This is a genomic window from Bacillus cereus group sp. MYBK101-2 (genome assembly GCF_051918845.1).
GTDB lineage: Bacteria > Bacillota > Bacilli > Bacillales > Bacillaceae_G > Bacillus_A > Bacillus_A paranthracis.
In genome coordinates, this window is sequence record NZ_JBQAIE010000021.1 from 22,098 (window position 1) to 46,539 (window position 24,442).

A 24,442-nucleotide genomic window follows, 5' to 3' on the forward strand; every position below is an offset into this window, starting at 1 on the left:
GGGTGGATAAGTCGTTGCGTGGCTACAGCGACACCACACCGATGGAGTATGCAGAGTTTGCTTTATGCCGTGAGATGGGTTGGACGTTTAATCAGTTGGACGAACAACCTGCCTGGCGTGTAGAGCAAGCTTTTTTATTTCTAGAAAGAGAGCACATTTTCAATGAATCTCAAAAAGAAGAATAGGTGGTGATCACGTATAAATGGCAGGTACAACTAAAACAGCTCGTTTGAATTTGGAAATCGTTGCAAAAGACCAGGCCAAACAAGTCTTTGACGCCTTCGCTCGTAATTTAAAAGCAAATATGGAGCAAGTCGAAGCAGCGATGAAAAATGCATTGAATATGGACCGTATGGTTGCGGACGTTCGCTCCGGTGTATCACAGATTGACGCAGCTATTCACGGTATGGACATCCGGGAAATCGGAACAAGAATGGAAGCAGCAGAGCACCAAGTACGAGAATCTGTACGAAGCATGGACGCAGCACTACACACGGTTCGTGGAAGCACAGAGAGCGCACAAGCCGGATTTCGTGAGTTAGCCTCATCCGCCGATCGTATGAGAGCATCTATGTTAAGTGATTTTAACCAAGTAGAAGCTGGAGCACGTCAAATGGGTGACCATCTAAATGCTGCAAGCCGTATGGCGCATTTCGGTGACCTTATGGACGTAGGACATCAAATTGCCGGTGTTGGACGCAGCATGACTGGATTCTTCGTTGATGCAATTAAAAACTCCGCTGAGTTCGACCAAAATATCCATAACACCAAGGCCGCAATCAATGCTGGTTTAATCCAGGAGGTTGGTGGTTCTGCAGAGGCACTGAAAAAACTTAAAAGTCAAATGGACTTGACGATGGATCATGGTCGTATCACTCTCGCTGGTTCTGAGATTGAAAAAATGAAGAATAAGGCGATTCAACTTGGTTCTGCTGGTTTCTTCTCAGCAACAGAAGTTGCACACGCAATGGACGTACTGGCAAAGCAGGGTATCTCGTACCAGGACATCATGGGTGGCGCACTCGAAACCGTGCATAACGTGGCTGCTGCCAACCAGGAAGATATGTCCCAAACGGCCGACGTAGTAGCCGACATCATCCACTCAATGGGTGGTGCGTTAAAAACAGAGTTTGGTGATAATACGAAGGCACAAATGACCGGTATTGGGGACGCCATTTCCGGGGTATTCGTAGCATCTCGTGTTAACATGAATGACTTCTTAACGACTATGAAATACATCGCACCACAGGCATCTGCAACAGGTATGCGTGTAGGTGAACTAGCTGGGGCAATCGCAACACTTGGTAACCACGGTATCCGAGGAAGCACGGCTGGTACTGGTCTTCGTCGTATGTTAACAAACTTAACTCCTGCTACTGAAAAAGCTGCAGGTATGATGGAGAAATTGGGCTTAATTACGAAGGATGGCTCTAACGTGTTCTACGATACACACGGAAAATTAATTCCACTCGTAGACATTCAGAAGAAGCTGCATGACGCAATCAGCGGCTTAAATCCGGAAATGCAACAGATGGCGATTAAAACGATCTTCGGTCAGTATGCTTTATCTTCTATGATGGCTATTGCTGGTGAGGCACCGGATAAATTTGCTGCGATGCAACGTATGGTTACAGCAACTGGTATCACAGTAGACATGATGAAAGATAAACAGGCCGGTCTAGGGTTTGCAATTAATGCTGTTACGAAAACATTTGATACATTGAAGAAGGCGGTCGGTGAGGATCTACACGTTCCAGTTGTTAAATTATTAGCGCTGGTTCACGGGTTAATGCAAGGCTTCCTAAAGATGGATCCGACAGTACGTAGAACAATCACAACGTTTGCTGCAATCACTGGTGTTGTGCTGTTAGTTGGCGGTTCAATCCTGGCGTTCCTTGGAACAATCGGATTATTTGCTGCTTCATTACCTGGAGCCATTTCAGCACTTGGAGCGGTTGGTGGTGCTATAGGCGCACTTGTTGGGCCAGTAACGATTGTAATTGCGATTATAGCGGCGTTTACAATGGCATGGAAGAAAAACCTTGGTGATATCCGTGGGCAAGTAAATGGATTTACTACGTGGTTCAAATCGAGCTTTGGTAAAACGTTTGACTCCGTGAAAAAAGACGTAATGAGCGGTATCAAGACTATTACGAAGGAATTCGATAAATTATCACCGAGTATCAAAAAATCCGTGGATGCGGTTATTAAGTTCCTCGGTCCGCAGTTTATCTCCGGAATGAAAACCGTGATTACAGCGGTATCTGACGGGGTTAAGGAAGTCGCTAAGTGGTTTAATAAAATGTCACCGGATTTCGCTAAGGCGATGGGTGCGCTTATTAAATTCTTCCAGGAAAACTCTGAAACTTGGAAAACGTTGTGGAACGTCTTTAAGTTCATTGTGAAATTTGCCTGGGATTGGATCACGGACATCGTGAAACATGCTTGGGGCGTGTTCTCCGGCATCATTCAATTTTTCACACACATCATCAACGGTGAATGGAAAAAAGCGTTTGAAGACCTGTGGCAAATCGTGAAAAATGCGTTCTTATTGGCGCTAGATTTAATGGGTGGTTTCGTCGGAAAAGGTGCTAAATGGTTCGCTAAGTTCTTAGAACACACGGGATTATTTAACTCCGGATTCGGTAAAATCATCGTCAAAATGTTTGAGAATTTCGGTAAGGTAGCGGATCAAGCGTGGAATTTCGTAAGCAAGATTTTCTCTAACGGAATTAGAATCGTAGAGTCTCTACTTAAAGGATGGTCAAGCATTGTTAGTAACGTACTGAATGCGGTGCTAAAGATTTTCCAAGGTAAACCAGGCGAAGCGATGGCTGCTCTAGAACGGGCCTTCCGTTCCGGAATCAACATGGCTGGTAGCGTACTACGAGGATTATGGAATATCGTAGATTCGATTCTTGGCGGCTTACCTAGCAAGTTCCTAAACTGGGCTAAGGATTCGATTTATCGATTCGCTGACGGGATTTCCGGAGGACTTAGTAGTGTATGGAACGTAATTCACGGACTTTGGAACAATCTTGTTTCCTATTTTGGAAGTATGCCAAGAAACTTCTTAACGTGGGGTAAAAATGCGATTGGCATGTTCGCTGACGGTATCATGTCGGGAATCTCAAAAGTTACTAACGCTGTATCTAGCGTAGCTAACAAAGTTAAGGATTTCCTTGGGTTCCACTCACCTACGAAAGATGGTCCAGCAAGCGAGTCTGACGTGTGGATGCCTAACATGATGAACATGTTCTCGGACGGGATCCATCAGAACCGTGACAAAATCAAGGATGCTGTAGCGTCAGTCGGTTTGGATCTACAACACTCGTTTAAAAATACGGGTGATGTTGTACGAGACAATGTTGCTGGAATTTCTGCGGCGAGCCATCCGTCAAGTGGCGCAATGACTACACACACAAATAACCGTCGTAACAGTAATGTTCAAGTAATCATCAATGTTGACGGGCGTTCTGCAAAAACAGACCAAGAGTTAAGCGAAAACATCGCAAATGCGGTGCGTACGCAAGTACGAATGGTAATGTAGAAACACGGGGTTCCATAGCGATATGGCGCCCCCTTTTTGTGTGTTTATAAGCGTTACAAATGCCTAGAAGGGTCGGATTTAATAATGAGAGGAGGTAATACATGGCGAATAGTAATAGCATTCAAATTCTGTTAAATGTGTTGGATATTACGCCTTTAATTGATTATGAAAGTGTGAAAGTCGATAACAACATCGTTATGACGGCCGACGTTATGAACTTCACTATGAAACTAAACGGCAATGAAACTGTCTACGATACAGTCGCTAAAAAGAATATCAACGCAACTCGTCCAAAAGCTGGGCAAGAAATTGTGTGGCAAAACCCGGCAAATATCGTGACAGCGCCAAACGGAAGTAAAGTTCCTTACCGTGAATTCGGTGGCGTAGTCGTTGAAGTACGGGAGACTGTTGAAGGTACATCGTTACAGTACGAAGTGAGTTGTAAAAGTTACGTGCATTGGCTAGATCGTCATTTAGTAACAGCATGGTACCAGGAACAGGAGCCGAGTGCTGTTGTTTCGCAAATTGTAAAACAGTCTGCGCCCGGATTTACGACGTATAACGTACGTAAGTCGAACACAACGGTAATACCCCAATACTTCGACTATCGAAAGGTATCCGATTCTATCAAAAGTGTAGCGGATCAAATCGAGTGGGGATGGTACGTAGATTACTACAAGGACGTTCATTTTTATTCGTTCGAAACGTTCACTTCGCCTTTACCGAATAATACACTTGACGTCGATAAAGACCTTGTTAATTACGGGGATTTGACGTTGACGGAGAACATCCAACAACAGATGAACAAGATATTTATCAAGGGATTTAAAACACGTTCTGCGGAGAAATATTCGTTGAAGTTCCAAGGAGATGGTACTACAGAGCAATGGTCGCTCGGTTATCGTGTTTCATCTGTATCGGGAGACGTTGATGTAGTTGTTTACGATAGCGAATACCAATACAACCTTGATACGAGTTTTCAGAATGGCGGTCAAAATAACTATGGTGAGAAAATGGCACTCAAAAAGGACATTATCGATGGTGCGCCTAACCGTGGAAATACGTCGAATACCTGCTTTATTCATTACACACAACATCTTATCAGAATACCAAATTACCGTAATAACGGGCCTGTACCTCCTGGAAAATTGATAGTCGTACGGTTCAACTATTTACGAGATATGGTTTGGTTAGCGCAAGACCAACGTTCTCAACGTGATACAAAAGCGATTGAAGGCGTCGGAGACGGTGTTTACGAAGCGGTATTCTCAGACAAGTCATTGACAAACAGTACGTTAAATGCTGTAAAAGCAAAGGGCGAATTGTTGTTATCGAAGTACCGGGCGGCACAAATTACGGGGTCGTTTAATGCATACAAAACTACTACGACAACCTCGGGTTGGGTGGCCGGACAGTATTTCCGTTTACTCAGTACAAAGCGACTCGGTGGTATTGATGAGTATATGTTTGTGCAACGTGTATCGAAACAGATTATAAAGAACGATCAGCAAGCCCTGGTGGTTTACTACACTGTTGAGTTTGCGGATTCACCGTATCTTGTTTAGGAGGCAGCGTAAATGAAAATCGATTCGTTTATTCAATTAATAGCGGATATCCGGCAGAACCAACTATCTGACGACACTGATCCGGCTAACATCGTACTTGAGACGTACACAAGTCCTTTTGACGAAGTATCCGTAGTTGGCGAGTCTGTGCGTGTTCTCGTAAGTCAAAATCAAGTTTGGGGAAACGGTGAGACATACACCGCAAAAGATCATAATAACGTTCCTTACCAAGCACCTAGCTGCGGTTGGTTATGGGGAGCGAGCGCAAAGTGGGGATAACATGGAAACAACAATGGCCATAGGTCACGTCCGAGTAGTAAAGCACGATAAAGAAACTGGTGAAGTCGTATTCGACCGGACGTATAAAAACAAGATTACCGACTTCGCACGTAAGCAAAGTGCTGCGTTATGGGCTGGACAATACGTAAAAACACCGAGCCAAATCATACTAGGAACTGGTACGAATGTGAACGGTCCACAATCAAGTGATACGGCGCTATGGGCACCAATTGCAGCATCGAAGAAAAAGATGTCTTACGCAGAGACATTTTTAAATTACTACGTCCAATACAGTGCGACGTACATGCAATCTGAAGTGTTAGGAACACTGACTAGTGGGAATCCAACGCAAACTATCGCCCTTACAGAAGCTGGGTTACTTGACGATGACGGTAATCTATGGGCGCATGTTGCCTTGACTGACGTAACACACGATAACACTAGTACATTATCCGTCCAATGGCAGGTAATGCATGATGCAAATTAGTTAGAACAGGAGGTTAGTTTATTGGTAGTTTATAAAGTTTCAAGTGGTGCTGTCCCGTTAGCTTCGGACATTAACCAAGTATATGATACGTTTTCCGGACTAGCTGATGCAGGTAAGTTATCTATGGCGGCCTCAGTAGCAACGCCAGCAGCACCTACTGCAACAGTCGCAGCCGGTACGGGATTAGGTGTCGGAGATTACTATTATAGCGTTTCTTTCATTACTGGATATTTAAAATCTGATGGTACGTACGCTATAACAGGAGAAACTTTGACGAAGTCAATTGGGGCAAAAGTAACGACTACTACCGGAAACCAAAAGGTTAATTTGAAATTACCGATTGGGCCGGCCAACGCTCCGCATGTAATTGGTCGAAGAGTATATCGCTCTAAAGTTGGGACAATTTCCCCAATGTACTTAGCGGCAGAAATTTTAAACGATACTCAAGTGGACTACGCAGATACTAAACCCGATACCGGGTTAAATACTGCGGTAAAAGAAAATACGACGGATACGACAGGTACACGTTTTACGCAATTGATATGCGACGAACTTGTCGTTGGTAGACCGAGATTAAAAACGAACGCTAACGTAATCTATACGGCAGAGCTTTATGGTGGATCAGATAAACCGTATATCATGCGTTGGGATGGAGGGGCTTCCGGGGGAGGCTCAGACATGGGTATTGGTTACCAGTCGACTTCAACAATAAAACCGAAAGTGTCAATTTACAATGCGAGTGACGTAGCTGTTATTGATTTCGGACAGGATGGCTCAGTCACACCTTCCGGCGGTATCAACATTAAAGGAACGTTAGACGGTACCGCTTCGTTAAACTTCCCGGATTCCAATTCAATTTATTTTGACCAATACGGGAATATCGGGGCTGGTCCTAACGCCATATCCGCTGCTACCTGGAGTGTCAAAGATGCAAATGGACGTCTTCACCTTCTTATCGGCATTGGTAAAGACAACACGACGACCAATGAATTCAGAGCGTACGGTGGAGGCAATGACTTTTTCCACGACGGTACAAAGGTGCTTAGTGTCTATAGAACATCCGGTAATCAAATTTTAAGGTTCGGTGACGGCCAGGGGATATTTAAGTGGCAAATAGGTCAAGGACGTTTTGAATTTCGTACAAGTGACGACAGTAACTGGGTAAACGCAGCAGCCGGTACATTCGTAAACGCATCCAGTCGAGATTATAAAAAGAACATCGAACTGTTAACAGATGACGCACTTGAGATAATACGTTCAGCAAAAGTGTGTACGTACCACTTCAATAATGAAGAGGATACTGATAAACGCCATATAGGTCTTATCTCGGAAGAAGCACCTAAACAAGTAACAGTTGAAGGCGATAAAGGAATGGATTCTTACGCAATGACATCAGTATCGTGGAGAGGAATTCAACAACTAATCGATAGACTAGAGGCAGCTGAACGTAGAATAGTATCCCTTGAAGATGAGGTAACACAACTGAAAGGCAAAGCGTAAGCCGATCAGTGCGTTACTCGGCTTTGAAGGGAGGTGACGATGTGATGGAAAATGAACGTGTTGCAAGATTAGAAGCGTCGATCGAAAAGATCGAAAAGGGGCTGGACGCTACTATGGAAAAACAAGAAAAAGGTTTTGGCTTACTTGCAGAAAAACTGGACGCTATCTCAGATAGAATTGAGAGGCGCTACCTACCACGTACTGAGCACGAACAGGTTGTAAAACGACTTGATGAACGTATTGATGAGGTAGAAAAAGAAAACGAAGAGATGCGAGTGAAAGCTGCTCGTAACTTCAATTTAGCGGTTACGTCCGCTGTTGGATTAGCAGGTACGTTACTTACTATTTTATTTAAGTAACGAAACGATACGTCTCGTATACGTAGCGTGTACGGGACGAAAAAAAATAAAACAAATGGAGAGTGATTATTAATGGGTAAAATTGCAGACTTGTCACATCACTGTGAAACGATTGATTTTTCGAAAGCAAAGACGGAATTAGATTTAGCGATTCTTCGTGTACAAGACGGTTCAACAACGGTTGATACACGATACAAAGAATACGTACAAGGGTGTAAAAACTACGGGATTCCGTACGGTAACTATGCGTTCTGTCGCTTTGTATCTGTAGAGGACGCAAAAGTTGAGGCTCGTGATTTTTGGAATCGTGGAGACAAGGACGCTCTATTTTGGGTAGCTGACGTTGAAGTGAAAACGATGGGTGATATGCAAGCCGGTACACAAGCATTCATCGATGAGTTACGTCGTCTTGGCGCAAAGAAAGTTGGTTTATATGTTGGCCATCATACGTACGTAGACTTTGGTGCGGCAAACGTAAAAGCCGATTTCGTATGGATCCCACGTTATGGAGCGAAGCCTGTCTACCCTTGCGATCTATGGCAAACAACAGAAACAGGACGCCTTGCTGGTGTAATCGGTGACGTTGACTTAAACGTTCTTAATGGTAGCAAGGATTTAAACTGGTTTATCGGAGGCAACAAATTAACTCCGGAACAACCAAATGTATCAGCATCAAACGGTGACTATGGTATCGCTAAAATTACGGCTGATGGCGTTAACTTACGATCCGGCCCAAGCACTGGTAGCTCTGTTATCCGTCAATTATCGAAAGGTGAAGAATATATCTGTTACGGAATGGTTGGTGATTGGTACAACGTAGGTAACAGTTATGTACACAAGGATTACGTATCATTCCGTCATTACGTTGCAGTAATCAATACGGATGCTTTAAACCTTCGTACAGGCCCAGGTGCAGATTATGATGTTATCCGTCAGTTAGCAAAAGGCGAAGAGTACGAAGTGTTTGCGAGAATCGGTGATTGGGTTTGTCTTGGCGGCAACCAATGGGTGAACGTAAACTACTGTATCTTAAAATAGGAGGACGAGCAGATGATATTACAATACTGGTATTTAATCGCCCTGGCGTTGGTTGCGCTGGGGTTCGTGGCAACACGTTATATGAAAGGAAAAGCACGTAAGGTTGCGTTACAATACTTACTAGCAGCAGAAAAGATGACGTTCACAGCTGTCGAGGCACACCTAGAGGTTGTTACGAATGTTGCATACGCAGCTTTACCAGCACCAATCAGAGCGTACATCACGAAAGACATGTTTGCGGCAATCGTAAAAGCAGCGTACGAGGAAGTAAAAGAGCTGATCGGCATGCTTCACGAAGACGCATCGGTGCCGTTACAGAAAGTAGAATAACGAAAAATAACGCCCTGGGACGATCCTGGGGCGCTTTTTTTTATTATAAACGTATTTCGTATTAGAAGCCGTACGGTTTATATACAATCATCCAATTATACTCTGTGTCAGCATCTCTAAAGTCTATGACTTCTTTTTGATTTGGACCACAGTAGTCTATATCTTTTCGTGCCAACTCCCACTCAAACTTACCCTGTGCTTCTTCTAGTGTAATTCCAGTTGCTGATATTGGTTCTATCGGCATTAATAGTCCCCCTTAAATATATTACTCCTGTACTATTCATTATAACAATTTTGGTAGTTTTAACACACGCACAAGGTATTTAATTTACGACGGGACACTCGTGGGTCACCTTTTTTTATGCAACATAACTTTTTATATCTTACTAGTTTATAGTTGTCAACTTTAGACGTTGACGGTATAATAAACGTAGATACAAAAAGCTGGACAGCTGGACAGTTGGACAAGCTGGGTAACATGGACAAGCTTGACAAAGTCACATCATTCCGGTATAACTGTCTTGCTTCATGCCAACAAATTGATGGACGACCCTTACAACTCGACTACGGACGTTTTGGATGGTGGTCATACTTACAATGTGGGTAACCTGCCCATTAGTTGGACAAGCAGAAATTAAATTAATGGTTTTAACTTACTATGGTAAGTGCATAATATAAAAAGACGAGATGCTGGTAACATCCCGTCCAATTCGTAACTGTCGCCGTAAGGTGATTGGTTGCAAAAAGAAAGTTATTTGTTCTTCTTAGAACCACCTCTTTTACGTTTGGTCGACGTCGGGGTGGTTCTTTTACGTTTATTATTACGTTTAGACATTAACTTGGTCGCTATTGCGGCAGCTATCGAGGTCACGAAGCCTTTCGCAAAAGCTAGTAATAATTGTAGTAAAATCTCCATACGGTCACCTCCTTCCATCATCAGATGACGAAAGGGTCGCAACCGCCCACCCACGTTTCTAGTTACTATATTTATCATACCACAAAGTTGCCTAACTGCAATTTATAATTTCACGAAATTTAATATAAAGTTAAATAAAAAACGCCTCGGTTCGCACCAAGACGTTACTATGTAAAAATTACATATCAACTATTCGTCATCATTTGCTTTTTTGCGTTTGTTACGCTTTCTCATATTACTGTGCGATTTAATACTCATTTCACGTTGTGTTTTGTGAGCAATATCATCGTGCGACATTTCTTCGTCTTTTACGTAAACAATCAGCTGATCGGCCGTCGTATCTAAACCTCGGCAAATCTTATCCAACGTGTCTAAGCTGATGTTTGCTACTTCATTGTGGTAAATACGACCTAAGACACTTCTAGCTAATCCAGTTCTTCTACATGCTTCAGCTATCGTGATGTCGTTCTTAGCGCAGAAGGCCCCAATGTTGTTTCGTATCAAGTGATTTCCTCCTCACGTACTAATGTAGTGTACGTCTTCTAGTATATACGACAAGTCGTGCTTTGTAAACACCAAAAAACCCGTACCTCTACGATACGGGCGTTGCTGCTATGTTCTCTTGTATACCAAGTAGTGAGTGAATGCACCGATTGCAAACGCACCAACTACGATTACTGTTGCTACAATCATTTTTCTAACACTCCATCGTTATGATGTGCAGCGGAGTATAGTTCGACAAGACCAGCTTGCAGCATTTCCTGGCCAACGTCCTCATTATTCATTGTGTACACATCAGCTAAGTAGCGGCCATATTTGTCTTTACCGTGCAGATCCAGGTAGATGTGTTGACCTTGGATACGTTCCTTTAACCATTCCTTCGTCTTCATTCCCATTTCTGCTTCTTGGCCATGTACTTCCGGGGCATCAATTTTAGCAAAACGTACTCGTATATTTGTAGATAAACACATTCCGAAGAATACTGTACCTACATTTACGTCGATCGTGTCGCCATCGATTACTTCTAATACTGTTGCGATTTGTTTTCCATCCATTCTATTAGCCTCCTAGTTGTTCAATTCCTTTGGTAGTGACCAGTTAACAGGCGGCAACGTGATACCGCCCACTTCAACTAAGTCTTCTTGCGACCACACACGCTCCATATCGGCATGTTTTACACGAAACACGTAGTACGTATTGTTATGAAAGTCTACGAAGGATAAATCTTCGACGATCGTTCCTCCACGGTACTTTCCATCCACCTTTGCATTTTTCAACGCCACATCAGTTACGTAGACGGGAACGCCTACCGACGGACTATTAAATCGATCCTTACATAAGAAATGTTTAACCTTCGTTTCTTTCATTACTTTTCGTCCTCTCTGTATTCCGTTTCTTTATGACGGGCCTGTCGCTTGGCCAACTGTTTTTTATTTTGAAAGTAGAACTCATCGTCATGACGTTTATGGTGTTTGTACTGATCCGTCAAATAATCGACAAGTATGTAATCACCTAAACGATTCAGTACGTGGTCATCCGGTCTGTGCCCAGTTGCTTGGACGAAGCAGTCCGTAATCTCTTGTACTTGTTCGATACGAGCGTTAACGCCCGGCTTTTTCTCCAGGGCGTGTAGCTCCTCTACTTTTTCTGCTATTTGTTTCTTAGCTGCTGCGTAATCACTGCTGAACATTCTTGTATCCCTCCGTTACTGCGAACACGTCGGCAAGCTTCAAGCAAGCACGTTGTGTGTACGATTTTACGGAGGTTTTGCTTATGCCCAGGACTCTAGCAGTCTCTTTCTCCGTCAAGTCACGTTCGTAGCGCCAATACACTACTTCACGTTCCCTTTGACTTAACGGAGCCTGGTGCAGCGTCGCTTGGAAATCTAGTAATATAATTGATGCGTCAAGATCCCCTTTAGCACGTTTATCACAAATATCAGCGTAACTCTCCAGGAACTTCTTAACGCCTAATTCATGGAACAACGGATATTCTTGCTCGTAATACATTTCCCTACGGTTTGTACTAATTTTTACGCTACCCATTTAAACGACCTCCCGGATGGTTCTGACTTTCCAGGTTGTTCAACGTAACAGCGTAGTGCTTTTCTCTTTTATCAACGATGATCCCGTCCTGGATAGATACACGTAGCATATCGGGTTGATTCATTGCGTACTCTACCGTTTCACGGTGTTTAATTTTAATTGGCGTCATCCAAACGTCCCCCTAACGATTTCTTCAAGTTGTTCAATCGTCCCGTTCGTATTAATCGTTAGCGTTTCGTATGTTTCCGGTAAGAATCGTCTCTTTTCGTATTCCAGCGCTTCACGCTGTATCGTTCCATCTCGTTTTTGTAGTCGTTCGAATCGTATATCGTCGTCTGCTTCTAATCGAATCGGAATAAAGCCGAATTTATTTACGAAGAAATCGTATTCCTCCGCATATCGACCATCCATAATTAGAACGCCTTTACTGAAATCACCACGACTGATAGCTTGTTTACACCAAACGTCTTGGCCATAAATCTTTTTATACGACTCACCAATTTCAATCATCAACGGACGATTTTGTTTGTAGTCGTAACGGCCAGTGAACCTTACGTATTCCTCACGTATCGGATCCGCAAGAGCTAGTGTATCGACCTTCAGTTGCTTACGCATGATTCCAGCAAATGCATCTTTCCCTGTTCCAGCTAAACCAAAGACGATATAGTTTCTTGGCAAAAAGCATCGCTCCCTTCACTATTAAATCCGACCCCTAAGAAGTTCTGTAACGCAAAAAAGCGCCTACCGGTAAAAGCCGATAAGCGTTATAATAGATAACAGAATATTCTGTATAAATTATAGAAAATAATTAACACATACATTAACGTTAAAATGTACCAGGATTTTGCTATTATTAAAGCTAACTAAGTATGTAGGTGTGTGTTTTTTAGATGAGGAGGGTTTTCATGTTTACACTAACAGATAACGAAGAGATTACAAATAAACTAAATGCTTGGTATAAAGCAATGATTGCTCAACAGAAAAGTGCGGCAGCACAATTAAAAGAGGAAATCGATGGTGGAATGGAAATCGCTATTGAGGACCCGGATATAAAACTACTTTATTCTTTATTAGATTTTAGATATAAGCTATTAACGGATGACCTAAGCATCACGAAAAATTCGTTTGAAAAAGTTGAAGCTTTCGATACGCCAGCAGACGGTGAGCTGTCGTACTATTACCATTTCTTCAAGGCTATCCATAACACGTTATTAGCAAACTATAACGAGGCCAAGAAGTATTATAGATTAGCAAAGTCGCTTTTAAAATATGCCAAGGACGATATCGAACGTGCTGAATTCTACTACCGAATCGCATTATTCTACCACCATACCTACCAACCACTATCTACAGTACAGTACGCATCAAAAGCACAAGAGTTATTCTCTTTATACGCTGGTCATAAAAATAACGTAGCTTTATGTGCAAACGTATTGGGCATGTGCTGTATCCAACTAGGTCAGTTCGAAAAAGCCGAGGAATACTTAACAAGCGCTGTTGACATCCTACAGAAGCGAGACGAAGAAACGTTAATCCTACGTGTAAGAAACAACCTTGGATGGCTATACTCATGTCAAAACTTATCTAGTTTGGCTGTACGTCATTTATCAGAAGTTACGGCAAAGATACCTAATCACTACAAGGCATTATTTTTAGAAGCTAGAGAACGTTATAAGCTCGGTGAAATCGATACGGCGTTGTCGCTGATTGATCAAGGATTTAAAGTTTGCAGTAGCATCGAAAATACGGAGTACAGATACCACTTATTAATCTTAGAAGAATTGTGTATGTCGTCAGATGCGGAAAAATTAGAAGGCATCATTAATGAAGGAATTTCTTACTTCGATAGCGAAGGTTTACATGAGTACGTTCAAGAATATGGGGAATTATTAGCTGTCGAATTTAATAAGATTGGTAATAAAGAAAAATCTCAAGAATATTTTCTGAAAGCGTATGAATCCAAACAAAGATTACTAAACAAAGGGGCGTTAAAGTAATGAAGAAAATGAAGGTAACGATACTAGGCTTCGTTATCGCAGGAGCGCTATCTTTCGGTATTACCAGCGTATCTCCTCAGACAAACGTAGCAGCTTCGTCCAAAGACAACACTATCCAATACATGACACACGGTGATTCAAATGCTCCAGTCGTAGCGCTGATGATGAGCCACGGTGACTCTCCGTGATAATTAAACGATAAAAAAAAAGAAAAAGAGACTCCTTATTACGGTTGGAGCCTCTTTTCTTCGTTGTAGGGTAATTTGTCTTGTCGACATAAACAGTTTAACTTAAAACTTATCAAACGTACAAGGCTTTGCTTCCAGGATTTCCTTCATACGTTCTGCAGCGTCTTCAGCTGTAACAGGGGTACAGACCGCAAAACGGAAAAAAAAACCACGTTAAGCAAATTTCAACATAAAAACGAGTACTTTTAACAGCGTTAAGGAAAACTTTAGTTACCAAAAATCATAATTTTTGTAATTTATTCAATCTTGGTTAAGGTTCTTGATAGCAAAGAGGTAGTCTTTTACCAAAAGTATACGTTACACTTTTCAGCATAGATGTTTCTTTCTCCCCTTGTATTGTCCTTAAATCAGGGGAACATTAACCGAAAAATTCTTAACGTGGGTTTTTTTCCGAAATGCTGGCGTTACCCCACGTATTCCTCGTATCTCGGTTGAACCTGTAAATCATAATTTTTTGCTGTCAATTAATCCTCTTCTTTAACATTTCGTATACGTATACGTAATTTGTAGAAATAAAAAAGACGCCCCTCATTGGGAACGCCTTGTCCTTATTAATAATCCGACCATCAGCATTAGGCCGCTAAGTGCGGCACATGATGCGAATGTACTCATAGTTTGTCCTTTTCCTTAGGTAGCAGGAAGAACCAGTTGAACAAACCTCTTTTCCTACCTAAATATTCGCTACAAATCATGCAACAGATAATTAAGTTCATTATGGGTATCAATACTCCTAATACGAAACTGCCATCCATTGGCGTAGTATCAATCCCTTTAACGTACTCATAACGTATAGTTGCCCACACAATAATAGCTGGTAATATATAACCCACGATTAATAAAATCCACAAAAATAACATCATTAACACCTCCTATGCTTTATCGAAGAACTGATCGAGCCACGGTTCTGCAGCAACGATTTCTTCACGTAATCTTTCAGCAAAAGCTGCAATCTCAGCTTGTGCGCCTCGACCTGCTTTACGTTTACCATAAAAATCTAGAGCGGCACGTAAGTTAACCGTCATTACTAAATTGGTAGCAGCAGCGTTGGGAAGAACAGCTCTTGCATCTTCAGCAGGTACGCCTAGAGAACGAAGAGTGTCGTAATCTATTTGCGTCACCTCCATTGCTGCTTTAAATACTGCAACTGCGCTTGTACCTCTATCGATGACTGTTTGTGGTATCACAACATCGAAACCACCGCTACGATCGCCGCTACCAAACTTCACGTAACGCTGCGATTGTACGCTGAAGGAGAAACCTACACGGTGACGTGTTAACTGTGCTAGTAGAGCACGACTAACTCCTTCTACTGCGAATGTGAACGTAATGTGCTCCAGCGTCGATGTGTGTTTGCTGGCCACGATTTGACGGAATAACCGTTCAGCCTCAGTACCAGTACCACCGTCTGTAGCTTTGCTGCCGAAGTATTTGCTTCCTTCATTAACTACGATTTCCGACGGTTTATTTGCGCTATAACACGTACGAATCGCTGATAGTGCTACGACTTGTCCGTGTGTCGTTGACTCTAAGCCACCATACTGATCGAACTCAACTGCGTTAGCCTCTCGTAGAATATCTTTGAATCTTTCACTTAATTGTGTATGCGCTAGTAACTGTACCTTCATTTTCGTACCTCCTCGACTGCTGCTACATTAGGGAACATTGATAGAATCGGTAGGCGGTAACCACGTACCACCATTTCGTATTTCTCTCCCTTATGGATCTTCGCTTGTACGTCTGCCGAGTCGAATTTAAACATTAGGAAACTGTCCGTGTTTTGTAGGACCTTTTCAGCACCATCGTCCTGCTTCAGTACAACGTAGAAGTTGTCGTGCTCGTTAGAACGTTTCGTATATTTATCGGTTACCACACCATGTATCGTTTCTTTATGAAGATAACTAGCTACTGCGAAACCTGCTCCCGAAACGATGATCGCAGCTGCGAGAAATAGAGTTAAATAGATACGTCTCATTGCTGTGTCTCCTTCGTGATAGTTACAACTAACGCCAGGCGGTGCTCATCGTTGATCGTTACTTCACCGGATTCCGGATTTGCTGAAAGACGTGTACGTAACGTATTCGCAACCTTTTGAATCGCTCTATCGATAAGCAGCGCACTCTTTTCTGTTACAGCGGCCACTTGCGCCGAACCCGTTTCTTCGATTTGTTTTGCAATCTTATTTACTAGTTTTTTCCCTGTATTTTTTCCACCGATTAGAATCATAATTTGATAACCTCCGTTATTTTCGTTTTATTGGCTTAATAGTTTTGACTAAAATATATACAGCACGAAGAACACCAGGAATGGTAAGTACAGTAGTACACGTACAAACGATTTAACACGTTCTTTCCCTTCGTCCAAAATAACTAAGCCCAAGATGTTCAACCCAGTAGCCACAGCCATAAAGATGAGTGAAAACACTGCTAGAAATAGCATCATTTCGTATTCACCTCCTGCGACGTACCTGTATGGCCATAACCATTTACACCACGTTTTGTTTCGTTTAATTCATCCACTTCGTTTAGTTGTACGTCATGTAATACCGGCACAAACACTAGTTGAGCAACCCGATCACCACGATGTATACGAAATTCTTCGTTGCCATTATTAGTGAGCGTCACTCCAATATCACCTGTGTAATCGGCATCAATCGTACCTAGAGCTACGTGAATACCTTTCTTTAGCGATAGTCCGCTACGTGGTCGTACTTGTGCTTCCATATTGCGGTCCATCTGTACAGCGATTCCTGTCTTGATTAGTACACGTTCACCTGGCCATACCGTAATGCCGTCGTAGAAAACGATCGCATCCGAATAATAATCCGGAGGAACTCTTTCTAGATCGTCTACGTGAACTACGTCTAATGCATGTAAATCGAATCCGGACGCTAGTTCCGTTCCTCTTTGCGGAATAATTGCTGCTTCGTGTAGCTTCTTTACTGGTACATTCATTAACAACGACAATGCTTGCTTTTCAATATTCAAGCTGTCTTCCTCCCTTTTCGCATATTGCCTTTACACTATGAAATCCGACCCTTTAGGCGTCTTGTAACGCTTTAACGTGAAAATAAACAAAAAAAAATACGCCCACCGATAAAAATCGATGAGCGTTAAAATCTGTAATGCAACTAACGAAAATTAAAAAGTTTACTTCGTTTCTTCTGCTGTGCCGGGTTCCTGTACGCTGATTACCATGTGTGATACTTTTCTGCGGTCAAGCATCAACAATGCGTTCCCTACCGGAATCTCGGTTGTGTCACCTCCTATTCCATTCCACCAGTTACGTAGAAAAGTTACTTGATCCGGTGATAGATTTTCAATTTCTGTAGTTTCGGCAGCGACGTGTATTACGCTCACTTTCGTAACCTGTTGTGCTGACACACCTTCCGTTGTCGCCACTTCACCTTTGTTTTCTAATTCGTTATTATTCGTCATCTTCGTTTTCCTCCCAATTGAGTCACAATTTTTTTAGGTTATATACGGTTTCACTATTAAATCCGACCCCTTTGACGGTTGGTAACGCCTAGTGACGAATTTTTTTTAAAAAATTAATTTATACTACCAGTCTGGTACGTGATATTTTACAGGTTCTCTTCTATCTTAGCTTCTAGCAGTTCGTACGGATGGTAGCCTTTACCTTGGTAAACGACTTCCTCACCCACATACATTTTTATAACTGGTACGCCCATAATGCCGTGTGCAGCAGCAATGTCCGGGTGCGTCTCTGCGTTAATCTTATCGATGACTACTTTGTCGCCGTATGCTTCCTTAACTTTGTCTAACTCGACTGATAACTTATTGCACGGTTCACAGCCATCACGGTAAAAATCAATAATTTGAATCATTCTTCTGTCTCCCTTTTTATGTTTTTAGTTGCGTCAATAATACGCTGTTCCGTCGTATGTACGACTTCAATTAGTTCATTAATACTTGTGGTGTCACTGACGATGAGCTGTTTCTTTAGCAAAGCAACACACGCCCTCATGACATTTGGATAGTACCCAATTGGTCGAAAATCGTATTTCGGCTCCTGGCCTTCTTCCGTCTTCTTCTGATAGCGTTGGTTCAGAATGACGTTAAAAGGATCCGACGTGAGTAAGTAATCATCTCCGATTGGAATGTTCATTACGTTCACCTACCTCTCAATATGTATATCCGACCCTTGGTAAGTGCTGTAACGTTTTTACGCAAAAAAAATACGCCTACCGATTTCTCGATAGACGTTTCTTTTATAAGAGCAGTGAATCCAGGAACTCAAGTATTGCTACCCACAACAGCAACCACATCTCATTAGTTGGCTTGTCACGTTCCTCGTTTCTCACAGGTCATCAATCCCGTTGTCAATCGCTTTTGCGTACTGACGTGATTTACCTTCGAAGAAGTCCTGTTTCGCTTCATTCGGATTCTCGTACACCTTGATCCAGCGCATCGGGTTCTCACTGTAACCTTCGTACGGTTTCTCGTAGCCCATCTGCTTCACACGTTTATTCGCTATGAACTTAACGTATGATGTTAACTCAGTCATATCGATGTTTTCGAAACGGTCACCGATGATATATTCGCCCCATTTGATTTCTAACTCCGCAGCCTCACGTACTGTATCAGTTACGAACTGACGATTCTCCGGCGTATCTAATTCCGGGAACTCAGCAACCAGTTCTTTTAAGATATTAGTAAACAAATAGACGTGGATTTGCTCATCTTTATTGATGTAGTTAATCATACGACTAGTCGCCAACATCTTTTGGTCACGAGCTAGATTATAAAAGAAAGCAAACCCTGCGTAGAAATAGAGGCCCTCCAAAATAACATCTAGTACAATTGCTTCGAATAATGTTTGTGGCGTAGGATCAGCTGCAAATCGTTCGTATCCTTTTGCGATGAACTCGTTTCTTTCAAGCAGCACCGGGTCGTTCTTCCAGTATTCGAAGATTTCTTTTTGTTCCGCTTCAGATACCAGGGACGAAAGCACGTAGCTGTACGATTGATTATGTACAACCTCTTGGAATGCCAGGATCGTCATCAACGCACTTAGCGATGAGTCCGTAAGGTAATCTGCGACCTTCTTCGAAAAGTCTGTTTGTACACTGTCCAGGAACGCCAGTAAACCGATGATACGTTTAAATGCGAATTGTTCCGCTTCAGACAGTTTTTCAAAGTCCAGGATGTCTTGAGACATATTAATCTCTTCCGGAACCCAAAAGTTAGCCATCATATTTTTATACATTTTATACGCCCAAGGGAAACGAACATCGTTCCAGTTTAGTATGTTACTAGATGAACCGTTGATAATTCCGGTTGATTTATTAGGCGCTGTTACGTCATATATTTTTCGTTCTAATAGTGTCATTATTTCTCCTCCTTAGTTAAACGGATGGTCGCTTCCATACATTATTTCTGACTCGGATTCCGTATCTATTTCGTGTACCTCGATATGATATTTTGTTAACGAACCTTTACCGTATCGTTGTGAGCCTACGCCTTTTAAACTTCTTCTAGCGTAATCCTCTGTACCGCCTTTGCCGTCGCTACGAATACACCTATTGTCGAATACATAGCCCGTTTTGTTATCTACGGCGCATATCATTTTATGCTTCATTCCGCTACCTCCTCGTACTTGAAGTTGATAACGTCTACATAACTGCCCTTTTGCCAACTACGGTAACCATTAAACAACTTGTAAAGAGTGTCCGCATTTTTAGAATCAACGTACTCACCGTTGACATAGCAGTCTACGTATGGAGCGCCTTTGTAGTGCCCACCAAGTCCCCAAGTGAGAGTAACTTTGTCACCGACTTTTATATTTTCAAATCCCTTGGCCTTTGTTTTCTTGACGACTTCAGTAATTATTACAGTAGTACGTAGCTTCACTGTTGTTTGCTCTCCTCGAAACGTTTTAACCACTTTACTAGCGGATGGTTACTGTGAAAATGACCGTGATGCGGTTGCCGAATAAACTCTTTATCTAGTTTGCCACGCTCCGTTAAAATCGTTCTGATAGTATTCGTTGTAGGCGTTGGTCCATCGTTCAAATCTTTATATAACTCCACTGCATGTTTGTATGATTTCTTACACATAGCTTTCGTATTTTTTCTACCGCCCGTTGTGTATCGTACATATTGTTTAACTCGTAATGTTTTCATTTCGTTTCCTCCTATTTTTTATTACCAACCGAAATCAGTTGGAACGTATACTTGTTGTTGTGTTCTAAGAATTTGACGTAAATCTGTTTGCGGTGGCATATGGTCCGTTTCAGTTACACGGATAAGGTATCGCCACTCGTGTTTAGTAGCCTCAATTCCACGGTGAATATCGAACCAATCGAATTGAACCGGTGTGCGGCTTGGTACTGTCACTACGCCCAACTCACCGTTAGCAACCTTAGCTCTTACCTGGTTGTTAACCATCTTGTATAGTTCCGTATGTGGCTCTGCCGGTACATCTAGTTCCACTTCTTTATTAGCGACAAATTCCGTTAAGCAACCTTCTCCCGTTACAAGTAAATGGAATCGACTGTCACTCATATGATCCTGTGCAAAGATATCCGGTTCAGCCTTGTCTTCCGGACGTAATCTCACGCCTCGTGGTACTCCGTCACTATGCCAATTCGGAATGGCCGGGCACATACCAGGCATCAACATATGAACCTTCGTATCTACTACGATGTATTTACGATCAAACCGTAAGTCCATCGCTCCGATCGCCGCTTTCGTGAGTTCGCCACCATACTTTAGTGCGTCTTCTAACGAAGCATTCCATAGAGCCGGTGTATTTTTTAAAACGTCAATACTTGGCTGTTCGATTGTTTTATCGCTTACTTTGATGGGATTTCTGTTAAACATAAATTTCGTTGTTTCCATCGTTCGTTCGCCTCCTGTCGTTAAATTGCTTTACACTATAAAATCCGACCTTTAGACGAATCTGTAACGCCTTTAAACGAAAAAAAATCCTGCCCGTCATTAAGACGAACAGGACTCACATTCCTCGATTTCAATTGCTGTGGATCGTACATAGTACGTTGTTTTTAAACCGGCTTTCCACGCAGCCATATGCAAGCCCAGAAATTCCTTGGCATTGATGTCGTTCTTCACGTACAGGTTGAATGATTGAGATTGGTCAATGTGACGTTGTCTCGCAGCATTCTGTTTGATACTCCAGTTTTGGTCTAATTCCCAAGCCGTCTTGTAGTACCAATACGTTTGGCCGCTAAGGTCCGGAGCCGTTACCGGAATCTTATAATCTTTCTTCTCCTCAGCGTACTCACGCTTGAAGATAGGATCGATTGAAGCCGTTGAGCCACCGATGATTGATGTTGAACCGTTAGGCGCTACCGCCATTAGGTAACCGTTACGTATACCATACGTAGACACATCGTCCATTAACGCATGCCATCTCGTGTATTCTCTAGTCGCACCAACGTATCCACGGTCTAAGAAGTATTCACCAGTAGCCCAATCAGAACCTTCGAATACCGGATAAGCGCCTTTCTCTTTTGCTAGTTCCATAGAAGCCTGGATTGTGTAATATGCAATCATTTCGTACAACATGTCTGCGAACTCTACCGACTCTTCTGACTCCCACTTGATACCTTTTAGCGCCAGTAAGTGATGCCATCCGAACGTACCCAAACCGATCGCACGATATTTTCTATTCGTAGCCACAGCTTGTTTCACTTCGATACGATCTTCGTTCAAGTCGATTACATTGTCTAGCATACGTACTTGAATGCGGATCAGTCGTTCTAGAACTTTGTCCGGAACTGCCTTCCCAAGATTGATTGACGATAGATTACAAGTTACGAAGTCTCCGTTTTGTTTACGGATAACCGTGTACTCTTCATCAATTTGGCTTTCAGTGAATACCGTTGCACTCATATTTTGCATGATTTCTACACACAGATTCGAGCAGTAAATAATCCCGGCGTGTTTATTCGGATTCTTACGGTTAGCTTCATCACGGTAGAACATGTACGGGGTACCTGTTTCTAGTTGTGACTTCAGCATCGGTTTGATAATATCGATTGCGTTAATACGTACCTTCGATAAATTAGGGTCGTTAACGCACTCCCAATACTTCTCACGGAAAGAACCGGAACCTTTCTTCTCATCGTAGAAGTTGTCCAGGTAGTAGCCTTTCTTATCGAATACTTCTTTCGGATCGAATAGGTACCACTCACCACGTTTTTCTACTTGCTCCATGAACACATCCGGGATAACTAGTCCCTGGAATAAATCGTGAGCACGTAAACGCTCGTCACCATTGTTCAACTTTAAATCTAGGAACGGGAAGATGTCCTTATGCCAAACCGGAAGCCACGCTACAATCGCACCAGGACGTTGTCCAAGCTGATCGACCGACACAGCCGTTTGGTTGTACATTTTTAACCAAGGAACAATACCACCGCCGATTCCTTTGTAGCCTTTAATAGTAGAACCTTTCGCACGAACAAAGCCCCAGTACGTTCCAATTCCACCGCCGCCTTTTGATAGATTCGCAACGTCTGTATTAGAATCATAGATTCCTTGCAGCGAGTCACCAATCGTATCAATGAAGCAGCTAGATAGTTGGCCATGCGATTTACCAGCGTTTGCTAGTGTAGGTGTAGCCACCGTCATATAACGATTACTTAATGCCCAGTACGACTCTTTTACTAGTTCCAATCGCTTAGAACGGTCTTCCTGTTGCATTAACGTCATCGCAATGATTAAGAATCTTTCCTGCGGAAGTTCGTAAATATTCTTGCTGTGGTCAGTCGCCAAATAGCGATCTCCCAACGTACGTAAAGCAATATACTCAAAATCCTCATCTTTTCCAGCATCGATACACTCTCCTAGTTCGTTAATTTCTTCTTTCGTGTAATCACGTAGTAACGCTGCGTCGTACACACCTTTTGTAGTCAACGTTTTAATTAAAGAATAGAAGCTGCCGTACTTCTCGCTAGGATCGTATACACGATTTTTTGCTGCCGCTTTGTACATTGAGCGCAGATAGATTGCTGACGCAATATAAGTCCAATCCGGATGCTGGCCATTATCGATACCGATACGGTCCATTGCGTCTTTAATCAAGCGATTCGTAATTTGTTCAGCCTTATATTCTTTCTTAGATTTAACAAAATCGATTACACGTTGCTCGTATTCCTTCGTGTCTAGACTAGGGAAACGGCTTGTAATCGATTGAATGAATGCACGTAAACGTGGCTCATCGAACGGCAATTGACGTTTGCCGTCTTCTTTCATAATTAATGTCATTTAACTACCTCCATCGGAAATTTTTTATAGTCATTTGCTGTTAACCCAGCTCTCTTTTTTCGGTTGTAGATACGCTCGGTTGTACGTAACGTGAACCCCTTCGCCCCTTCCGGTATGTCATCGATTGGGATGTAATAGACTTGGCCATTTGATGGGCTGTAAACCGCAATAAGGTCGACTTCAGACGGGTTATACGGCGTGTCATAAGTCACTCGTAAATTCCCGTCTCTCGCATCGATCCTAGCGGTCTTCACTTGAACCCTTACGTAATTTTTCTCAGCAACTTCGACAACACGGTCATAACGTGTTACCACTGCTGGACTAAGTACGTTAAAGCCTTGTCGTAATAAATCCCACTCAACGGCTGCCTCTGATATAGATCCTGTCTGTGCTGACCGTGGGTTTATTCTCGGGTTCATTTTCGTACCTCCTATAACTTTTTAATTGGTTTATTGCAGCGGTGAAATCGTGATTTCCATTCGTTCTTCCACCGTTTTGTCGATTACTAAAAATGCGTGAATTTCTTTAATCTGTTTATCATCAACCCACGCTACCTTGTTAAGACCATCTAGTGTCTTCACGTAGTTATCGAGGTCACCGTGATTCTTCTTGTTGAAGTAAACACGTACTGTTACGGTCAAGTCTCCTTGTAGCGGATCCTCGTTCTCGTAAGCTTCTACGTATTCGTTACGCATCTTCGCTTCATAATCCTTAGTTGCTTGCGGCGTATAGGCTACTCCACGGTATAAACGTGGACGCTGTTTCGCTTGAGCACGTCCAGGTACGACGAAGTGACGAACCATTGTTGGCACATATCTCACCTCCCTTCGTGCAAACAAAAAGACGACCAGTCATTTCGACCAATCGCCTTGTATTCT

The 24,442-nt window shown here is 42.6% G+C and carries 36 protein-coding genes; 11 read left to right on the forward strand and 25 right to left on the reverse strand.

Going from position 1 to position 24,442, the window contains the following annotated elements:
• The first annotated feature begins 14 nt into the window (after positions 1 to 14).
• From ACTFSI_RS25625 to ACTFSI_RS25665, 9 genes are all read left to right on the forward strand, one after another.
• Positions 15 to 185, forward strand: a complete 171-nt coding sequence (locus tag ACTFSI_RS25625; protein WP_168411428.1) for a hypothetical protein — start codon at positions 15 to 17, stop codon at positions 183 to 185.
• Between the two features lie 17 nt (positions 186 to 202).
• Entirely contained in the window at positions 203 to 3,550 is a 3,348-nt protein-coding gene (locus ACTFSI_RS25630) for a phage tail tape measure protein (protein WP_440045735.1), read from the forward strand.
• Between the two features lie 101 nt (positions 3,551 to 3,651).
• Entirely contained in the window at positions 3,652 to 5,115 is a 1,464-nt protein-coding gene (locus ACTFSI_RS25635) for a hypothetical protein (RefSeq protein WP_168411426.1), read from the forward strand.
• A gap of 12 nt (positions 5,116 to 5,127) precedes the next feature.
• A complete protein-coding gene (locus ACTFSI_RS25640) occupies positions 5,128 to 5,394 on the forward strand; it encodes a hypothetical protein (RefSeq protein ID WP_168411425.1) in 267 nt (88 codons plus the stop codon).
• Between the two features lies 1 nt (position 5,395).
• Positions 5,396 to 5,881, forward strand: coding sequence for a hypothetical protein (locus tag ACTFSI_RS25645; RefSeq protein WP_168411424.1), 486 nt, complete (start codon positions 5,396 to 5,398; stop codon positions 5,879 to 5,881).
• A 21-nt stretch (positions 5,882 to 5,902) separates the two neighbouring features.
• The gene (locus tag ACTFSI_RS25650; RefSeq protein ID WP_168411423.1) at positions 5,903 to 7,381 is read left to right on the forward strand and encodes a tail fiber domain-containing protein; all 1,479 of its coding nucleotides are present in this window, start codon (positions 5,903 to 5,905) and stop codon (positions 7,379 to 7,381) included.
• 44 nt (positions 7,382 to 7,425) lie between these two features.
• Positions 7,426 to 7,740 (forward strand): hypothetical protein, encoded by a 315-nt coding sequence (locus ACTFSI_RS25655; protein WP_168411422.1) that lies wholly within the window; start codon positions 7,426 to 7,428, stop codon positions 7,738 to 7,740.
• A 72-nt stretch (positions 7,741 to 7,812) separates the two neighbouring features.
• A complete protein-coding gene (locus ACTFSI_RS25660) occupies positions 7,813 to 8,778 on the forward strand; it encodes an SH3 domain-containing protein (RefSeq protein ID WP_168411421.1) in 966 nt (321 codons plus the stop codon).
• Between the two features lie 66 nt (positions 8,779 to 8,844).
• Positions 8,845 to 9,108 carry a hypothetical protein gene (locus ACTFSI_RS25665; protein WP_440045736.1) on the forward strand — a complete coding sequence of 88 codons (264 nt, stop codon included), beginning with the start codon at positions 8,845 to 8,847 and terminating at the stop codon, positions 9,106 to 9,108.
• Positions 9,109 to 9,169: 61 nt separating this feature from the next.
• Here ACTFSI_RS25665 and ACTFSI_RS25670 read toward each other — a convergent pair whose 3' ends face one another.
• From ACTFSI_RS25670 to ACTFSI_RS25710, 9 genes are all read right to left on the reverse strand, one after another.
• Positions 9,170 to 9,352 carry a hypothetical protein gene (locus ACTFSI_RS25670; protein ID WP_168411419.1) on the reverse strand — a complete coding sequence of 61 codons (183 nt, stop codon included), beginning with the start codon at positions 9,350 to 9,352 and terminating at the stop codon, positions 9,170 to 9,172.
• 507 nt (positions 9,353 to 9,859) lie between these two features.
• On the reverse strand, positions 9,860 to 10,024 hold the full coding sequence (locus ACTFSI_RS25675) for a hypothetical protein (RefSeq protein WP_168411417.1): 165 nt from the start codon (positions 10,022 to 10,024) through the stop codon (positions 9,860 to 9,862).
• Positions 10,025 to 10,213: 189 nt separating this feature from the next.
• Positions 10,214 to 10,528, reverse strand: a complete 315-nt coding sequence (locus ACTFSI_RS25680) for a helix-turn-helix domain-containing protein (RefSeq protein ID WP_168411416.1) — start codon at positions 10,526 to 10,528, stop codon at positions 10,214 to 10,216.
• Between the two features lie 185 nt (positions 10,529 to 10,713).
• Positions 10,714 to 11,079 carry a thermonuclease family protein gene (locus ACTFSI_RS25685; RefSeq protein ID WP_168411415.1) on the reverse strand — a complete coding sequence of 122 codons (366 nt, stop codon included), beginning with the start codon at positions 11,077 to 11,079 and terminating at the stop codon, positions 10,714 to 10,716.
• Positions 11,080 to 11,091: 12 nt separating this feature from the next.
• On the reverse strand, positions 11,092 to 11,391 hold the full coding sequence (locus tag ACTFSI_RS25690) for a hypothetical protein (RefSeq protein ID WP_168411414.1): 300 nt from the start codon (positions 11,389 to 11,391) through the stop codon (positions 11,092 to 11,094).
• A complete protein-coding gene (locus tag ACTFSI_RS25695; RefSeq protein ID WP_168411413.1) occupies positions 11,391 to 11,714 on the reverse strand; it encodes a hypothetical protein in 324 nt (107 codons plus the stop codon). Before ACTFSI_RS25695 ends, ACTFSI_RS25690 begins: the two co-directional genes overlap by 1 nt.
• Positions 11,701 to 12,069: a sigma factor-like helix-turn-helix DNA-binding protein gene (locus ACTFSI_RS25700; RefSeq protein ID WP_168411412.1), complete on the reverse strand. Its 369-nt coding sequence runs from the start codon at positions 12,067 to 12,069 to the stop codon at positions 11,701 to 11,703. Before ACTFSI_RS25700 ends, ACTFSI_RS25695 begins: the two co-directional genes overlap by 14 nt.
• Positions 12,062 to 12,238: a hypothetical protein gene (locus tag ACTFSI_RS25705; RefSeq protein WP_168411411.1), complete on the reverse strand. Its 177-nt coding sequence runs from the start codon at positions 12,236 to 12,238 to the stop codon at positions 12,062 to 12,064. The genes ACTFSI_RS25700 and ACTFSI_RS25705 overlap by 8 nt, the downstream gene beginning before the upstream one ends.
• Positions 12,235 to 12,747 carry an AAA family ATPase gene (locus ACTFSI_RS25710; protein WP_168411410.1) on the reverse strand — a complete coding sequence of 171 codons (513 nt, stop codon included), beginning with the start codon at positions 12,745 to 12,747 and terminating at the stop codon, positions 12,235 to 12,237. The genes ACTFSI_RS25705 and ACTFSI_RS25710 overlap by 4 nt, the downstream gene beginning before the upstream one ends.
• 227 nt (positions 12,748 to 12,974) lie before the next feature.
• On the opposite strand from ACTFSI_RS25710, the gene ACTFSI_RS25715 reads away from it, so the two are divergent.
• Complete coding sequence (locus tag ACTFSI_RS25715; RefSeq protein ID WP_284993998.1) at positions 12,975 to 14,066, forward strand: tetratricopeptide repeat protein; 1,092 nt, start codon at positions 12,975 to 12,977, stop codon at positions 14,064 to 14,066.
• Between the two features lie 8 nt (positions 14,067 to 14,074).
• On the forward strand, positions 14,075 to 14,254 hold the full coding sequence (locus tag ACTFSI_RS25720; protein ID WP_440045752.1) for a hypothetical protein: 180 nt from the start codon (positions 14,075 to 14,077) through the stop codon (positions 14,252 to 14,254).
• Positions 14,255 to 15,183: 929 nt separating this feature from the next.
• Here the strand turns inward: ACTFSI_RS25720 and thyX are convergent.
• The 16 genes from thyX to ACTFSI_RS25800 all read right to left on the reverse strand — a co-directional run bounded on the left by thyX (position 15,184) and on the right by ACTFSI_RS25800 (position 24,385).
• Complete coding sequence (gene thyX / locus ACTFSI_RS25725) at positions 15,184 to 15,939, reverse strand: FAD-dependent thymidylate synthase (RefSeq protein WP_284993996.1); 756 nt, start codon at positions 15,937 to 15,939, stop codon at positions 15,184 to 15,186.
• A complete protein-coding gene (locus tag ACTFSI_RS25730; protein ID WP_284993995.1) occupies positions 15,936 to 16,286 on the reverse strand; it encodes a DUF1523 family protein in 351 nt (116 codons plus the stop codon). Before ACTFSI_RS25730 ends, thyX begins: the two co-directional genes overlap by 4 nt.
• A complete protein-coding gene (locus tag ACTFSI_RS25735; RefSeq protein ID WP_284993994.1) occupies positions 16,283 to 16,537 on the reverse strand; it encodes a hypothetical protein in 255 nt (84 codons plus the stop codon). The genes ACTFSI_RS25730 and ACTFSI_RS25735 overlap by 4 nt, the downstream gene beginning before the upstream one ends.
• Before the next feature lie 48 nt (positions 16,538 to 16,585).
• Positions 16,586 to 16,753 (reverse strand): hypothetical protein, encoded by a 168-nt coding sequence (locus ACTFSI_RS25740; protein WP_284993993.1) that lies wholly within the window; start codon positions 16,751 to 16,753, stop codon positions 16,586 to 16,588.
• Positions 16,750 to 17,298 (reverse strand): dUTP diphosphatase, encoded by a 549-nt coding sequence (gene dut, locus ACTFSI_RS25745; protein WP_247603555.1) that lies wholly within the window; start codon positions 17,296 to 17,298, stop codon positions 16,750 to 16,752. The genes ACTFSI_RS25740 and dut overlap by 4 nt, the downstream gene beginning before the upstream one ends.
• A gap of 162 nt (positions 17,299 to 17,460) precedes the next feature.
• A complete protein-coding gene (locus tag ACTFSI_RS25750; RefSeq protein ID WP_440045737.1) occupies positions 17,461 to 17,748 on the reverse strand; it encodes a hypothetical protein in 288 nt (95 codons plus the stop codon).
• Between the two features lie 146 nt (positions 17,749 to 17,894).
• Entirely contained in the window at positions 17,895 to 18,158 is a 264-nt protein-coding gene (locus ACTFSI_RS25755) for a thioredoxin family protein (RefSeq protein WP_168411401.1), read from the reverse strand.
• Positions 18,155 to 18,439 carry a hypothetical protein gene (locus ACTFSI_RS25760; RefSeq protein WP_440045738.1) on the reverse strand — a complete coding sequence of 95 codons (285 nt, stop codon included), beginning with the start codon at positions 18,437 to 18,439 and terminating at the stop codon, positions 18,155 to 18,157. Before ACTFSI_RS25760 ends, ACTFSI_RS25755 begins: the two co-directional genes overlap by 4 nt.
• A 192-nt stretch (positions 18,440 to 18,631) precedes the next feature.
• Positions 18,632 to 19,663, reverse strand: a complete 1,032-nt coding sequence (locus ACTFSI_RS25765) for a ribonucleotide-diphosphate reductase subunit beta (protein ID WP_440045739.1) — start codon at positions 19,661 to 19,663, stop codon at positions 18,632 to 18,634.
• A 12-nt stretch (positions 19,664 to 19,675) separates the two neighbouring features.
• Positions 19,676 to 19,912: a hypothetical protein gene (locus ACTFSI_RS25770; RefSeq protein WP_440045740.1), complete on the reverse strand. Its 237-nt coding sequence runs from the start codon at positions 19,910 to 19,912 to the stop codon at positions 19,676 to 19,678.
• Positions 19,909 to 20,184: a hypothetical protein gene (locus tag ACTFSI_RS25775; protein WP_284993985.1), complete on the reverse strand. Its 276-nt coding sequence runs from the start codon at positions 20,182 to 20,184 to the stop codon at positions 19,909 to 19,911. Before ACTFSI_RS25775 ends, ACTFSI_RS25770 begins: the two co-directional genes overlap by 4 nt.
• Positions 20,181 to 20,456 (reverse strand): hypothetical protein, encoded by a 276-nt coding sequence (locus ACTFSI_RS25780; RefSeq protein ID WP_440045741.1) that lies wholly within the window; start codon positions 20,454 to 20,456, stop codon positions 20,181 to 20,183. The genes ACTFSI_RS25775 and ACTFSI_RS25780 overlap by 4 nt, the downstream gene beginning before the upstream one ends.
• A gap of 21 nt (positions 20,457 to 20,477) precedes the next feature.
• Positions 20,478 to 21,173, reverse strand: a complete 696-nt coding sequence (locus ACTFSI_RS25785) for a hypothetical protein (RefSeq protein ID WP_440045742.1) — start codon at positions 21,171 to 21,173, stop codon at positions 20,478 to 20,480.
• Between the two features lie 99 nt (positions 21,174 to 21,272).
• Positions 21,273 to 23,564, reverse strand: coding sequence for a ribonucleoside-diphosphate reductase subunit alpha (locus ACTFSI_RS25790; protein WP_440045743.1), 2,292 nt, complete (start codon positions 23,562 to 23,564; stop codon positions 21,273 to 21,275).
• Positions 23,561 to 23,983 (reverse strand): group I intron-associated PD-(D/E)XK endonuclease, encoded by a 423-nt coding sequence (locus ACTFSI_RS25795; RefSeq protein ID WP_168411394.1) that lies wholly within the window; start codon positions 23,981 to 23,983, stop codon positions 23,561 to 23,563. Before ACTFSI_RS25795 ends, ACTFSI_RS25790 begins: the two co-directional genes overlap by 4 nt.
• 30 nt (positions 23,984 to 24,013) lie before the next feature.
• Complete coding sequence (locus tag ACTFSI_RS25800; protein WP_440045744.1) at positions 24,014 to 24,385, reverse strand: RusA family crossover junction endodeoxyribonuclease; 372 nt, start codon at positions 24,383 to 24,385, stop codon at positions 24,014 to 24,016.
• Positions 24,386 to 24,442: the final 57 nt, after the last annotated feature.